The 14,056-nt window shown below is 70.9% G+C and carries 13 protein-coding genes and 1 pseudogene; 12 read left to right on the top strand and 2 right to left on the bottom strand.

Translation table 11 applies throughout. The features are described from left to right. Positions 1–77 precede the first annotated feature (77 nt). The 12 genes and pseudogenes from ACIBQ1_RS19100 to ACIBQ1_RS19045 all read left to right on the top strand — a co-directional run bounded on the left by ACIBQ1_RS19100 (position 78) and on the right by ACIBQ1_RS19045 (position 11,859). Positions 78–1,754: an acetyl-CoA carboxylase carboxyltransferase subunit alpha gene (locus ACIBQ1_RS19100; RefSeq protein ID WP_397279057.1), complete on the top strand. Its 1,677-nt coding sequence runs from the start codon at positions 78–80 to the stop codon at positions 1,752–1,754. Beyond that, positions 1,747–2,208, top strand: coding sequence for an acetyl-CoA carboxylase biotin carboxyl carrier protein (locus tag ACIBQ1_RS19095; RefSeq protein WP_397279056.1), 462 nt, complete (start codon positions 1,747–1,749; stop codon positions 2,206–2,208). The genes ACIBQ1_RS19100 and ACIBQ1_RS19095 overlap by 8 nt, the downstream gene beginning before the upstream one ends. After that, positions 2,205–3,581 (top strand): acetyl/propionyl/methylcrotonyl-CoA carboxylase subunit alpha, encoded by a 1,377-nt coding sequence (locus ACIBQ1_RS19090; RefSeq protein WP_397279054.1) that lies wholly within the window; start codon positions 2,205–2,207, stop codon positions 3,579–3,581. The genes ACIBQ1_RS19095 and ACIBQ1_RS19090 overlap by 4 nt, the downstream gene beginning before the upstream one ends. Then, positions 3,578–3,841, top strand: a complete 264-nt coding sequence (locus ACIBQ1_RS19085; RefSeq protein ID WP_397279052.1) for an acyl carrier protein — start codon at positions 3,578–3,580, stop codon at positions 3,839–3,841. Before ACIBQ1_RS19090 ends, ACIBQ1_RS19085 begins: the two co-directional genes overlap by 4 nt. Before the next feature lie 31 nt (positions 3,842–3,872). Further along, entirely contained in the window at positions 3,873–4,379 is a 507-nt protein-coding gene (locus ACIBQ1_RS19080; protein ID WP_397279050.1) for a 3-hydroxyacyl-ACP dehydratase FabZ family protein, read from the top strand. Then, on the top strand, positions 4,376–6,091 hold the full coding sequence (locus tag ACIBQ1_RS19075; RefSeq protein ID WP_397279048.1) for a beta-ketoacyl-[acyl-carrier-protein] synthase family protein: 1,716 nt from the start codon (positions 4,376–4,378) through the stop codon (positions 6,089–6,091). Before ACIBQ1_RS19080 ends, ACIBQ1_RS19075 begins: the two co-directional genes overlap by 4 nt. Before the next feature lie 14 nt (positions 6,092–6,105). Beyond that, positions 6,106–7,527, top strand: coding sequence for a class I adenylate-forming enzyme family protein (locus ACIBQ1_RS19070; protein ID WP_397279046.1), 1,422 nt, complete (start codon positions 6,106–6,108; stop codon positions 7,525–7,527). Further along, complete coding sequence (locus ACIBQ1_RS19065; protein ID WP_397279044.1) at positions 7,524–8,312, top strand: thioesterase II family protein; 789 nt, start codon at positions 7,524–7,526, stop codon at positions 8,310–8,312. Before ACIBQ1_RS19070 ends, ACIBQ1_RS19065 begins: the two co-directional genes overlap by 4 nt. Continuing rightward, a complete protein-coding gene (locus ACIBQ1_RS19060) occupies positions 8,260–8,871 on the top strand; it encodes a hypothetical protein (RefSeq protein WP_397279043.1) in 612 nt (203 codons plus the stop codon). The genes ACIBQ1_RS19065 and ACIBQ1_RS19060 overlap by 53 nt, the downstream gene beginning before the upstream one ends. Positions 8,872–9,051: 180 nt before the next feature. Then, positions 9,052–10,191: an FAD-dependent oxidoreductase gene (locus ACIBQ1_RS19055; protein ID WP_397279042.1), complete on the top strand. Its 1,140-nt coding sequence runs from the start codon at positions 9,052–9,054 to the stop codon at positions 10,189–10,191. A gap of 253 nt (positions 10,192–10,444) precedes the next feature. Then, positions 10,445–11,550 (top strand): annotated as a pseudogene (locus tag ACIBQ1_RS19050) (serine hydrolase domain-containing protein). An 81-nt stretch (positions 11,551–11,631) separates the two neighbouring features. Then, complete coding sequence (locus ACIBQ1_RS19045) at positions 11,632–11,859, top strand: hypothetical protein (protein WP_397279041.1); 228 nt, start codon at positions 11,632–11,634, stop codon at positions 11,857–11,859. Between the two features lie 45 nt (positions 11,860–11,904). Here ACIBQ1_RS19045 and ACIBQ1_RS19040 read toward each other — a convergent pair whose 3' ends face one another. Both ACIBQ1_RS19040 and ACIBQ1_RS19035 read right to left on the bottom strand, forming a co-directional pair. Continuing rightward, the gene (locus tag ACIBQ1_RS19040) at positions 11,905–12,201 is read right to left on the bottom strand and encodes a hypothetical protein (RefSeq protein ID WP_397279039.1); all 297 of its coding nucleotides are present in this window, start codon (positions 12,199–12,201) and stop codon (positions 11,905–11,907) included. A 222-nt stretch (positions 12,202–12,423) separates the two neighbouring features. Further along, positions 12,424–14,040 carry a GMC oxidoreductase gene (locus tag ACIBQ1_RS19035; RefSeq protein WP_397279037.1) on the bottom strand — a complete coding sequence of 539 codons (1,617 nt, stop codon included), beginning with the start codon at positions 14,038–14,040 and terminating at the stop codon, positions 12,424–12,426. Between the last annotated feature and the right edge of the window lie 16 nt (positions 14,041–14,056).

The following is a 14,056-nucleotide window of genomic DNA, read 5'->3' as shown; positions in this document are numbered from 1 at the left end:
GCTCTCGTCCGACACCACGCTCGACCCGTTCCCTTCCGCCCCATCTCCCTCTCGACCTATTTCGAGGAGTCTTGCGCATGGCCAAAGCGACGGATGCCGCCGGGCACGGTGACTGGGAGGTGTGCCGGGAATGCGCCGCGCTCGTCTATCGGCCGCGGCTGCTGCGATCGCGCCGCGTCTGCCCCGAGTGCGGGCACCACCAGCGGCTCACCGCCGGGGAACGGATCGCCACCATCGCCGACCCCGGCTCCTTCACCCCCGCGCCGCAGGTCGGCGGCGGCGACCCGCTGGGCTTCGCGGACTCGCGGCCATACCCCGAGCGGCTCGCCGAGGCGCGCGGCCGTACCGGACTGCAGGACGCCATGCTGTACGGCGGAGCCACCGTCGGCGGCCGGCGGGCCGTGGTGGCGGCGATGGACTTCGCCTTCCTGGGCGGCAGCATGGGCTCGGCCGTCGGCGAGACGGTTACCCGCTCCTGCGAGGCGGCGTTGCGCGAGCGGGTCCCGCTGATCCTGGCCATCGCCTCCGGCGGGGCGCGCATGCAGGAGGGCGCGGTCTCGCTGATGCAGATGGCCAAGACCGCCCAGGCCATGCGCGCGCTGCGTGACTCCGGGCTGCTCAGCGTCTGCGTGCTCACCGATCCCACGTTCGGCGGGGTCACCGCCTCCTTCGCGACGCAGGGCGACGTCCTGGTGGCCGAACGCGGGGCGCGCATTGGCTTCGCCGGGCCCCGGGTGATCGCCGCCGCCACCCGGGAGGAGCTGCCGCCGGGCTTCCAGACGGCCGAGTACCTCAAGAGCCGCGGCCTGCTCGACCGGGTCGAGCCCCGGAACGACCTGCGCCCGCTGCTGGCCAGGCTGCTGGCGGTGACCTCGGTCGGGGAGGCGGGCGAGGTCGCCGCCTGGGAGCGGCCGCCGGAAGAGCCGCAGGAGGCGCTGGGGGGATCGCAGGAGGAGCCGACGCCGTACGAGACCTTGCGCCTGGCTCGCGACACCCGCCGCCCCACCGCGCTGGACTACATCTGGCAGATCTGCACGGACTTCGTCGAGCTCCACGGCGACCGGCTGGAGGGCGACGACCCGGCCATCGTCGGCGGGCCCGCGCTCCTCGACGGCCGTCCCGTCATGATCATCGCGCACCAGAAGGGACACGGCACCGACGAACTGGTCGCCAGGAACTTCGGGCTGGCCCACCCGGAGGGCTACCGCAAGGCGCTACGGCTGATGCGGCTGGCGGGCAGGCTCGGCCTGCCGGTGGTCACCCTCGTGGACACGCAGGGCGCGGCTCCCGGGATCCGCGCCGAGGACCGCGGGCAGTCCTGGGCGATCGCGGAGTGCCTGGCCGGCATGTCGGAACTGCCGGTGCCGGTGGTCTCCGTCCTGATCGGCGAGGGCGGCAGCGGGGGAGCGCTGGCGCTGGCGGTGGCCAATCAGGTGCTCATGCTCCGGCACGCGGTCTACTCGGTGATCAGTCCGGAGAGCTGCTCCACCATCCTGTTCGGTGACCCCTCCCATGGCCCGCGCATGGCCGACGCGCTCCGGATCACCGCGCAGGACCTGCTCCGGCTGGGCATCGTCGACGGTGTCGTGCCGGAGCCGCCAGGCGGTGCCCATACCGACCCTGCTGCCGCGGCCGGACATCTCAGGGCCGCTGTCCGGCAGGCCCTGCGCGAGCTCGCCGGGCTGAGTGGCGACGAGCTGCGCAAACATCGCTACGAACGCTTCCGGGTGCTGGGGATGATCGCCGATGACTGAGCACACCGACGAGCGGCACGCGGCGCTCCGCCTGCTGCGCGAGGAGGCCGGCAACCTCGTCAAGACCGTGCCGGGGCCGCTGGCCAGCCTCTCGCTGCGGGTGGGTGAGTGGGCACTGGACATCTCGTGGGCGCACGGGACCGCACCCGCCGGCCCGCTGCAGGCGGTGACGGCGGCGGAGGAGGAAACGGAAGCGGCCGATCCCGGGTTGCACGAGGTCACCGCCCCGCTGGTCGGGACCTTCTACGTGGCGCCCGAACCCGGCGCCCCGCCGTACATCCAGGTCGGGGAGTACGTGCGGGCGGGACAGACCGTCGGCCTCGTCGAGGCGATGAAGCTGATGAACCCGGTCAGGAGCGATCTGGCGGGCGAGGTGGTCGAGGTCGTGACCGCCGACGCGACGCCCGTGGAGTACGGCCAGGCGCTGGTGCGGATCAGGGCGGAGGAGCCGTGAGCTTCAGCAAGATCCTCATCGCCAACCGGGGTGAGATCGCCCTTCGCATCGCACGGACCTGCCGCGAACTGGGCATCGCGACGGTCGCCGTCTATTCGACGGCCGATCGCGATGCCCGCTTCGTGGCCTACGCCGACGAGGCGGTGCACATCGGGCCCGCCCCGGCCAGGCGCAGTTACCGCTACCCGCCCGCGATCATCGAGGCCGCCCTGCGCACCGGCGCCGAAGCCGTCCACCCGGGCTACGGGTTCCTTTCGGAGGACTCCGACTTCGCGCGGATCTGCGCCGACAACGGGCTCGTCTTCATCGGGCCCAGCCCGGAGGTGATGGAGTGCGTGGGCGACAAGGCGCGGGTCCGCGCCCTGCTCGCCGCGGCCGGGCTGCCGATCCTGCCGGGCAGCGACGGTCCCGTGGCGACGCAGGGCGAGGCCGAGGAGGTGGCCGAGCGGATCGGTTACCCCGTCATCGTCAAGGCCGCCGCCGGCGGTGGCGGCCGTGGCATCGAGTCGGCAGGCGACCGCGCCGAACTGCGCGAGGTCTACCGGCGCACGACCGCGCTGGCGCGCCAGGTGTTCGGCAACGGCGAGGTCTACCTGGAGCGGCTGGTCCACGCGCCGCGTCACATCGAGGTCCAGTTCCTGGCCGACACACATGGCACCGTCCTGCACCTGGGCGACCGCGACTGCTCGTTGCAGCGCCGCAACCAGAAGCTGGTGGAGGAGGCGCCCTCACCGCTGCTGCCGGACCGGGTGCGCGAGTGGCTCGGTGAGCATGCCGTGGCCGGGGCGCGTCATGTCGGCTACACCGGTGCGGGGACCATGGAGTTCCTGCTGGACGCCGCGGGCGAGATCACCTTCATGGAGATCAACGCGCGCATCCAGGTGGAGCACCCGGTCACCGAACTGCTGACCGGCGTCGACCTGGTGCGGGAGCAGATCCGCGTCGCGGCCGGCGAACCCCTGGGCATCACCCAGGACCAAGTCACGCTGACCGGCGCCGCCATCGAGTGCAGGGTCAACGCCGAGGACCCGTCAGCGGGCTTCCGCCCCACGCCCGGCCGCCTGACCGCCTACCGTCCACCGGGCGGCCCCGGGGTGCGCGTCGACTCCGGGTTCAGCCAGGGCGACGTGATCCCGCCGGACTACGACTCGCTGCTGGCCAAGGTGATCGTGTGGGCGCCGACACGCGAGCAGGCGATCGTCCGTGCCGATCGGGCACTGGCCGAGTTCGCCGTCGAGGGGCCGGGAGTGGCCACGACGATCCCGCTGCTACGGCGACTGCTGGCCCAGCCGGACTTCGTGGCCGCCAGTCATTCCACTGCCTTCGTCGACCAGCTGACCCATGAATTCGACTCTCCTGGAGGAATCCGGTGAATGTCCTGCACACCATTAAGGGAATTCTCGTCTCCGACCTTCTCGTCGATATCCCGGCGGAGCGGATGCAGCTCGATGACAGCTTGCGCGATGTCTATGGGCTCGACTCGCTCGGCTACGTCGAGCTGCGGGTCTGCATCGAGCAGACGTTCGGGATCACCGTCGACGACGACGATTTCTCCCCCGAGCACTTCTCCACGCTCGGCGGGATCCAGACGCTTGTGGAGCATCTACTGAAAGACCGGGAAACGGTCGGCTGACTTTCCGCGGAGAAAGAAGGGATCGTCCACCATGCAACTCCAGACGGCGTCACCGCAGGCGGAGCAGTCCTCGGCCGACCGCGCGCTCGGCTTCACCGAGATCAAGAAGTGGCTGCGCCACCGTCACCCGATGATCTACATCGACCGGGTCACCGACCACGAGCCCGGGGTGTTCCTCCGGAGCCTGTTGTCCGTTTCCGGCAACCTTGACGCGATCGCGGGACACTTCCCCGAGCGTGCGATCTACCCCGGCAGCCATCTCATGCAGGCCTTCGCCCAGTCCGGCATCATCCTCTACCTGCTGAGCACCCGTCCGCTGGCCGAGGACGAGCTGACCCTCATCGGCTCTGTCACCGCCCGCTTCACCAAGCCGGTCGTCCCCGGCGACCAGGTCGTCCTCGACGTCCGCGCCGATCGGTTGCGTGGCGACGCATTCTTCTTCTCGTGCCGCGCGTCCGTCGACAGCGTGACGGTCGCCGCCTTCAAGGGGACGCTCACCCGGACGACGGTCGCCGCGATGGGCCGGCAGTTGTGGTGAACGCGCCCGTGGCCGTCGTCACCGGGATGGCCTGGACCACACCGCTCGGCGACGGGCTCGACGAGGTGTGGCGCCTGCTCTGCTCGGGCGCTGACGGCGTCGTCCCGGTCGGCTCGCCGCACCGGCTCCGCACCCTGCTCGCGGGAGAGGTGCCGGTCCCGCCGTATGCGTCGGTCGCTCCGGAAGAACGCCAGATCGCCATCGCCGTCCGCACGCTGGCCGGGGCCTTCGCCGAGGCCGGAGTGGCGGCGGATGATCCCTCGGTCACGCTCGTGCTCGGCACCAGCTTCGGCGGGCAACTCGACGCGGAAGACGAGGAGCCCGAACGGCACTGGACCCAGGAGGTCGCGCATCGGCTCGGCCACCCGGGTACCCCGTTGTGCGTGACGACCGCCTGCTCCGCAGGAGCGGACAGCCTGCTCGTCTCGGAGGCACTGCTCCGAAGCGGCCGGGCCCGGATCTGCGTGGCGGGCGGAGCCGACGTACTGAGCGAGGTCAAGCGTCTCGGGCATTCGGCGCTCGGCACGATGAGCCGTACCGGGCTGCGAGCCTTCGACGCCGGTCACGATGGAATGGTGCTCGGCGAAGGCGCGGGGTTCCTGGTCCTGGAGCTGGAGGAGACGGCTCGCGCTCGGGGCGCTCGCATCCTCGCCCGCCTGGACGGCGTGGGATCCGCCAACGACGCCACCGGCCTGACCGCGCCCGACCCCACCGGTGACAGCGTGGTCGCCGCGGTGCGCAGATGCCCGGGCGGCACCGAAGAGGTCGCCGTGGTCTGCGCCCACGGGACGGGCACCCCCGTCAACGATGAGGTGGAGGCGACCAGCCTGCACCGGCTCTTCGCCGGGTCAGGGAACGGCCCGATCGTCTTCGGTACGAAGGGCGCCCTTGGCCACAGCCTGGGCGCTACCGGCGCGATCGAGGCGATAGCCACGATCCTGGCGCTGCGGCACCGTGCGGCACCGCCGCTCGCAGGGCTGGACTCGCCGATGCCCGGCTTCACGCTGCGGCTGGCCGACGGCACGGCGCAGGAGGTGCACGGCGGGGCAGGGCTCAGCCTGACGCTGGGGTTCGGCGGGTTCAACACGTGTGTCCGGTTCTCATGCGGGCAGGAGAGCTTCCCCCACGGGGAGGAGATCGCCTGGCCCGGTCGCCTGGCCGTCGCCGGTCATGGCACGGTCACGGTCGAGGACCCCGCCGCCCGCTCCGCCAACCGTCCCTCCCTCTATGCCGACCCAGTGGCCTGGCTGGTCGCCGCGGCTGTGGAGGCCGCCCTGGACGAGAGCGGCTGCCGGGAGGACGTGCTCGCCGCCCGGGACGACGTGGCGGTGATCGTGCTCACCGGTGCCCAGGCCCTGCCGACCTCCAGGGTGCTCGCGGCCCAGGCGGGCACGCGTGGCCGAGTCTCGCCGCTGCGCTTCGCCGGCGCCAACCCGGGCATCCTGACCGGGCTCACCTGCATCCAATGGGGCCTGCGCGGACCGTCGCTGGTCCTCGCGGCGGCCGACGACAGCACTGTCGACGCGGCTCTGACGGTCGCGGAGTCGTGGCTCAGCTCCGGCCAGGCCCGCTACGTGATCGCCGCACGGCATCAGGCGCACCCTGAGGGGCACACCGTCCGGTGCGCCGTGCTGCATGCCGCCACGGAGCCGGGCACCGATCCCCGCGCCCTGCTGACCGCTCCGATCGTTTCTCTCGCCACCACGGCATGAAGGGAACGCCCCCGATGTCCGTCACAGACCACGGACCGCCGCTGGACGCGGGACTGGTCGCCGACTTCCTGGCCCGCTCGGCCGACCTGGACGCCAGGACATCCCAGGAAGGGATCGACGGCACCCTGGACGACCTCGCGAAACTCGGCCTCGAACCTGGCGACGCCGTCATCGTCGCGCTGTCCAACTCCATGCGCACGGTGCGCATCTATCTGGCCACCTTGCTGCTCGGCCTCGTCCCGATCGCCATCGCTCCCCGGACCCCGCCCGCCCGGATACGGCGGCTCGCGGACACGCTGGAAGCGCGGGCCCTGCTGGCCGCCAGACCGGACCCGGACAGGTACGGTGCAGCCGCCACCCAGGCCGTCGGAGGCGTCGAGGCGGTGCTGCTCGGCGGCGCCACGCCACCGGAGCAGGCCCAGCGAGCGAGACCCGAGGACGACGCCGCCCCGCCGTATCGGGCCGGGCAGGTGCTCATCTCCACCTCCGGCACGTCCGGAGCCTTCAGCGCGTGCCTGCATCGCGCCGCCGCGCTCCTGCGCAACGCCCGCCGTCACGCCGCCGCGGTCGGTATGACAGCCGGCGACACCGTGCTGGTCAACCTGCCGCTGTACTACTCCTACGCGATGGTCGCCCAGGTGCTGGCCGCCTACGCCACAGGCGCCCGGATCGTCGTCACGGGCCCGCCCTTCACCCCGGCCGGCTATGAGTCGGCCATCGTGGCCCACGGCGTGACGCACTCCTCCCTCACTCCCGAACTCGCCCGCAGGCTCCTGGCCCACGGCGTCCTGCCGTCAGGACCCCGGGTCATGACCATCGGCGGGGACCAGATCCATCCATCCCAGGTCGCCCGGCTGCTGTCGGCCAGGCCAGACGGCGAGCTGTACCTCACCTACGGACTGACCGAAGCGGGACCGCGCGTCCTGACCCTCGCCGCCCACGCCGAACCGGCCCACCGGCACGCTTCCGCCGGCCGGCCCCTCCCGGGGGTTCGGACATCCCTGCGCGCGGCGACCGGCGAACTCCTGGTGGAGTCCGACACCGTGCTGGAGAGGAAGATCGGTGGCCCGCCGGCCGAACGCACCCTGATCGCCCCCGGCCGGATCGCCACCGGCGACGTCTTCGCCATCGACGACGACGGCTACCACTACTTCCGCGGCCGGCTGTCGGACTTCGCGATCATCCGTGGCGAGAAGGTCTCGCTCAGCGGCCTGCGGCAGACCGTCAACGCCCTCGCCGGGGTCGTGCGGTGCGGGTTGCGGCTGGCCGAGGCCGCGGACGGCGAGAGCGTGCTCGACCTGGAGATCGCGGTCACCGACCCGCGGCCGGACACGGAAGCGAGGCTCCGGTCGGAGCTCAACTCCCTGCTCCTGCCCGCCGAACGCCCCCGCGCCATCCGGATCGCCGCCGCCGACCCTGAGGACTTCCACAAATGACTGATCGGACATTGCTCTTCTGCGTGCCCTACGCCGGCGGCTCGGCCCGGGTCTTCCGCGGCTGGCAGGAGTGGTTCGCCGACGACGCCGAGGTCGTCCCGCTGGAGCTCGCGGGCCGAGGCACCCGCTCCGCCGAGCCGGTCGCACCTTCGGTGCCCGCGGCCGCCACGGACCTGGCTCGCCGCGTACGGGAGAGAGCGGCGGGCCGGCCGTACGTCCTGTTCGGGCACAGCATGGGCAGCCTCATCGCCTACGAGATGGCTGCGATCAACGAGGATTCGGCGGGCAACGGGCCGCGGCTGGTCGTCGTATCCGGTCGCAACTCACCGCATAAGAGGGCGGCCTGGGGACAGGACGCTCTCGGGCTGACCGACGTGGAGCTGTTCGAGGCGCTCCAGGCCGTGGGCGGGGTGCCGGCCAGGCTCAGCCCGTCGATCGGCGCCATGCTCTTCATGCCGCTGATCCGCGCCGACCTGCGCAACACCATCTCCTACGATCCCGGCTCGCCGCCGCGCCGGATCTCCGCTCCGCTGCTGGTGGTCCATGGGCGGGAGGACCCGCTTGTCGGGCCGGACGCGGGTGCCGGCTGGGCACGTTGCACCCACGGGGCATGCAGGCTCCTGCGCCACGACGGGAACCACTTCTCGATCTTCGAGCGCGTCGGTGAACTGGCCGCGACGCTGAGGCCGTTCCTGGCGATGGGTGAGGTTCAGGCGGTGTTGAATGGATCAGATGATCGACGAACCGCTGGAGCGGCTCCGCATCGCCGCACGACGCGCTCGTGAGCTGGCCCGGAATCGGGCGGCCACCGGCCTGCGCCACGAGGACGCCGACGACGACGCCGGCACGATCGACACGGACGGCGCCCAAGGGTTCGACCCGTTCCCGCTGCTCGAAGCCCTCCACCGAAACGGCGTCCGGGCCGTGGTGATCGGCCAGGTCGCCGGCATCATGCATGGATCCACCGAACTGACCGGCGATCTGGACCTGCTCTGGGACGGTGTCCCGGCCCACGCCCCAGCCCTGGCGGCGGCCTTCGCCTCTGTCAACGCCCAACTTGCCGACGAAACGGGCACTCCCCTTGCCGCTGACCCGGATTCCTTTCTCCGCCCCAAAGTCCAGTTCACCTCACCCGGAGCCGGCGGTGACTGCTGCACCCCGGCGCTTCCCTGGGGAACCCTCTCGGTCCGAGGGTTTCTCGACCGCGCGATTGTCGCGGTCGACGCGCGCGGCCTGGAAGTTCACTATGCCTCCCGAAACGATCTGATCCAGATGCGCCGCGCCTTGGGCCGGCCCAAGGACCTCCGCCGAGCGGACGAGCTGGACTCGCTGCACGTCCCCTGACCTGAGTGACGTCCGCGATGCCCGACGCGGCAGCGGATACGGCGACAGCCCCCACCACCACTCACGATCACGGCCGCCGGCAGCTGTCGCGAGCCAGGGTGTGGCGACGGTGTAGAGGTACTGGGTGGGTCGCGTGCAGATGGTCCCGCGGGTGGGGCGCCGCCCGTACCGTCGCTGGGTATGCGGACAGTGGACGTACTGGTCGTGGGTGCGGGCCTGGCCGGCCTGCGCACGGCCCGCCTGCTCGCGCTGCGAGGGCTGGACGTGATGGTGGTCGACCGGCGCAGGTCGCTGTCGACGGGCATCCGTACGACCGGGATCTTCGTGCGTCGTACCCTTGACGACTTCGACCTGCCGGACCGGCTGCTCGGGCCCGGTGTACGGGACGTACTGCTGTATCCGCCGTCGCGGCGGGCGCCGATCCGGCTGACCAGCGAGCGGGACGAGTACCGCGTGGCTGACATGGCGGCCGTCTACGAGCACGCGCGCCGTGCGGCGGAGACGGCCGGGGCCCGGGTCCTGCTGGGCGTACGGTATGTCGACGCGTCGATGGGACTCGTACGGTTCGCGGGTGCGGAGCCGGTGACGGCGCGGTTCATCGTCGGCGCGGACGGGGCCCGTTCCCGGGTGGCGCGTGATCTCGGCCTTGATGTCAACCGGCGGTTCCTGGTCGGTGCCGAGATCGTCCATCCGATCGCACCGGGCGCGACCGCCCCGGCGTTCCACTGCGTGCTGGACCCTCGGGTCGCTCCGGGGTACCTGGGGTGGGTCATCGACGACGGGAGGCACGCGCATGTCGGTGTCGCGGGGTATCCGGACGCGATGCGCACCGGCCTCCGCCACCTGCTGGACGCCTTCGCCGCGGACGCGCCCGGCCGGGCGGCGCCGACCGGGCCGGTCGAGCGGCGAGGTGGTCCGATCCCGGTCGGCGGTGTGTTGCGACGGTTGGCGTGCCCCGCGGGGCTGCTCGTCGGGGACGCGGCGGGCGCGGTGTCGCCGCTGACGGCCGGTGGGCTGGACCCGTGCCTACGCATGTCCGAACTGGCCGCGGCGGTCGCCGCCGGGTATCTGCGTACTGGTGACCAGCGCGTGTTGAGCCTGTACGACGGGGGTGCGTTGCGGTCCCGGTTCCGGGGGCGGCTGTTGTTGCGCCGGGTGTTCGCCGGTATCCGAGCCCCTGCGGCAGCGGAGGCGGCGGTGGCCGTGCTGCGCGGGCGTGCCGGTCGTGCCTTGGCGGCGCGGATCCTGTTCGGTGACGGCTCGTTTCCGGCCGTCGACCCACAGCTTGCGGGCTCCGCGATCGACCGTCCCCGCCGGTGACGTCAACGCGTGGGCTTGCCCCTCCTTGAGCAGCTGCTCGGCCCTTCAGGGGCATCCACGCGTTCGGCCCGTACGACTACGAGGTGGACACCAGCACGCGCCCCGCCGTGGCCATTCGGCCTACTTCCCGCGGTGGAGGACGCCGGTCGATATCAGGGTTGCCGTAGGTGGTTCCTCCGATGCCGTACCGCCCCGCCATGGCTGATCTTGATGTGGTGGAGGCCGGGAGGCGGGCTCCGGGAGGAGGAGCAACGTGAAGAGGAAGTACGTCAGCGTGGCCGTCGCGGCGGGTCTGGTCACGTCGGCGGTGGCGGCGGCACCCGCGGTCGCGGCGGCCGGGCCGAACGCCGGCGATCGGGCGAATTACCAGGCTCTGCTGGACAGGATCGTCGATGCGGGCGCGGTCGCGGCGGTCGTCGAAGTACGTGACGGGAACAGGACCTGGCGTGGCGCCAGCGGCAGGGCGCGGATCGGCAGGGCCCAGGCGGCCGCGGTGGACGGGCGCTTCCGGGTGGGAAGCGTGACCAAGTCGTTCACGGCGACCGTGGTGCTCCAGCTCGTGAAAGAGGGCAGGCTGGAGCTGTCCGACAGCGTGGAGCAGTGGTTACCCGGGCTCGTGGACAAGGGGTCCGACATCACGATCAGGCACCTTCTCCAGCACACCAGCGGCCTGGCCGACTACACGGCGGGCCTGTTCGACGAGGCGAGCGTCCCCAAGGAACGCTTCCGGTCCTGGACGGCGAGCGAACTGGTGGCCAGGGCGGACGAACTCCCGCGCGAGTTCCGGCCGGGGTCAGGTACGGCTACTCCAACACCAACTACATCGTGCTCGGGATGCTGATCGAGAGCGTCACGGGCAGGCCGTACGCGACGGAGATCAGGGAGCGGATCCTGCGGCCGCTCGGCCTGCGGCACACCCTTCTGCCGGGCTCCTCGCCGGAGATTCCCGGGCCGCACGCCCACGCTTACGAGCCGGTCACCAAGGGAGGCAAGGTCGACGTCACCCGGTTCAACCCCACGATCGCCGGTGCGGCCGGTGAGATCATCTCCACGACGCAGGACCTCAACCGGTTCTATCGCGCGCTGTTCCGGGGCAGACTGCTGCCCGCCGCCCTGCTGAAGGAGATGAAGGACCCCGGCGTGACCAAGGGGACGTACGGGCTGGGCCTGGAGCTGGCGCCGTTGCCGTGCGGCACCGCGCTGGGCCATGGCGGGGGCGCTTCCGGCTACCTCACGGTGGCGTTCAGTTCGGCCGACGGGTCGCGGCAGGTGGCGCTGTCGATGACCCCGTTCTCGGGCGATCCCGAGAAGGCGGCCGTGGCGCTGCTGACCTCCGCGCTGTGCCCTGGGCGGTCCTGACGTCATATGGCCAGGTCAGAGCAGGTTTCGGAGTGTCCCGGCGGCGTGTGAATCCCCGGAAATCCGGATACAAGACCTGGCATGGAGATCGCGCCCAGCTTCGCCGCCGACATCAAGCCGCTCTTCCGGGAGATGGACCGGCAGGCCATGCTCAGCTATTTCGACCTGTGGAGCTACGACGACGTCTGGCACAACGGCCAGCGGATCCTCGACAAGCTGATCACCGGAGAGATGCCCTGCGACGGCGCGTGGGGCGAGGCGAACGTGGCGACCTTCCAGAACTGGCTGGACTCGGGCATGAACCCGTGACCGGCGATGACCCGGCCCGCCGGACGCGGCCGGCGGGCCGGTGGCTCACCGTACGGGGACGCCGAGCTCGCGGCCCAGGTAGAAGCCTTCGCGCTCCTCAAGGACGTAAGGGCTCATGATCTCGCGCCGGCGGTTCTCGGCCTCGGAGCTCCGCCAGGAGTCGCACGCCTCCTTCGAGTCCCAGAACGACACCCCGGTGATCTCCTGCCCGTCCTCGGACCAGTACGCGTAGGCGTGGCGCAGGCCCTCCGGGTACGGGTCCGGACGCCAGGCCCTTTCGAACTCCCCCAACGCGCCCGGCCTGATGCGGCGCGTCGTCACCCAGACGAAGTGCTCTCTCATCGCAGCCTCCTCCGCGGAGCCGCTTCGGCTTTCCTTCCACCATAGGCCCCGGAGGTGGGGATATAAGGGAAAATATCGGCGTAAAAGGTTGCTGTTTCCGGGCCTTGCCATGAGGCTTTCTTGACGATCGCGTGTAACTGACGTCATCATTGATCCAAGCGATGACACGACGCCCAGATTGAGGCCCGCCGAGGTGCGGGCCTCAAATCTTTTCCCGGGTGCTCACAGGTCGGTGTCGATGATTTTCTCGATGTTCCGCTCGGCCAGGGCCGTGATGGTGACGAACGGGTTGACGCTGGTGTTGCCCGGGATCAGCGACCCGTCGATGACGTACAGCCCGGGGTAGGCGGTCAGCCGCCCGTAATTGTCGGTCGCCTTGTTCAGAACGGCGCCCCCGAGCGGGTGGTACGTCAGATGGTCGCCCCAGATCTTGTAGACGCCGAACAAATCGGTACGGTAAATGGTCCCTTCTTTCGCGTTTATCTTGTCGAAAATGGTCTTGGCCATGTCGATGGACGGCTGTTTCCAGGCCGTCTGCCAGTTCAGGTCGACCTTTCCGGTCGCGGCGTTCCAGGCGAACTGGGCCCGGTTCGGGTTCTTGGTGATGGAGAGATAGAACGACGCGAAAGTCTCGATCCCGGTGGGAAGCGGGGCGATTTCCGCGAAGGCGCCGCCCGCGGCCCAGTTGTCGATGCCGCAGCACGGGATGGACGACTGGAGCGACCCGGTCGGGTCCCAGAGGTGGTTCGCGCGGCCGCACATGACGTTGCCGTTGTCGCCCCAGCCCTTGCCGACCTCGCCGTTCAGGTTGGGCAGCGCGCCGGTGGCCTTCAGCTTGACCAGTAACTTGCTGGTGCCCACGCTGCCGGCCGCGAAGAACACCCGGTCCGCGGTCACCGTTTTGGTGGCCGTGGTGTCGCCGCCGGTGTTCAGCTGCTCGATGGTCACCGTGTAGGCGCCGCCGGAGGCGGGCACGACCGAGGTCACCCTGTGCAGGGGGGAGACGGTGACTCTGCCGGTGGCCTTGGCCTGGGCGAGGTACGTCTTCTGCAGGGACTTCTTGCCGTGGTTGTTGCCGTAGAGGATCTCGCCGGCCAGGGCCGACTTGGTGGCCGTTCCGGCCGCTTCCTGCTCCATGTAGTCCCAGTCGTACACGTCCGGCACGAAGGTGAACGGGAAGCCGGAGCGCTGGGCGTGCTTGCGGCCCACGCGGGCGTACTGGTAGCAGTCGGTGGTGTCGAACCAGGCCGGGTCCACGAGGCCGACTCCGAGGCCGGCGTTCGCGCGGGGGTAGTAGGTGTCGTACATCTCGGCTGGGTTCACCGAGGGCAGGATGGCGGCGAAGTTCTCGCGCTTGGGGGTGACGGCCATACCGCCGTTCACCAGCGAGCCGCCGCCGACGCCGCGGCCCTGGTAGACCGTGATGCCGCTGAACTCCTCGGCGTCCAGGACGCCGGTGTAGCGGGGGATGTCCCGGTCGATGGGGAAGCCGAGGAAGTAGTTGAGCGGGGCCTTCGTACGGGTGCGGAGCCAGTAGGAGCGGTTGTCCGGCTGGAGCGTGTTGCAGAAGATCTTGCCGTCCGAGCCGGGGGTGTCCCAGGCCATGCCCATCTCGATCAGGTGCACGTCGACGCCTGCCTGGGCCAGGCGCAGGGCGGTCACGGAGCCGCCGTACCCGGTGCCGATGACCAGGGCCGGCACGCGTGCCCCGTCGGCGATGGGGCCGGCAGCGGCGGCGGCCGGGCGGCCGAGGGCCGCCGCGCCCAGGAGGGTTCCGGTTCCGACGAGGAAGCCGCGGCGGGAGATGTCGGGGGAGGAGGACTTTCCGGTGCTGCTCATGCGGTCCCTCACTTCA

It is taken from the genome of Nonomuraea sp. NPDC050153 (genome assembly GCF_044460125.1).
Classification (GTDB): Bacteria; Actinomycetota; Actinomycetes; order Streptosporangiales; family Streptosporangiaceae; genus Nonomuraea.
The sequence above is the reverse complement of the archived record's forward strand: the minus strand, read 5'-3'. Positions and strand labels throughout refer to the sequence as shown.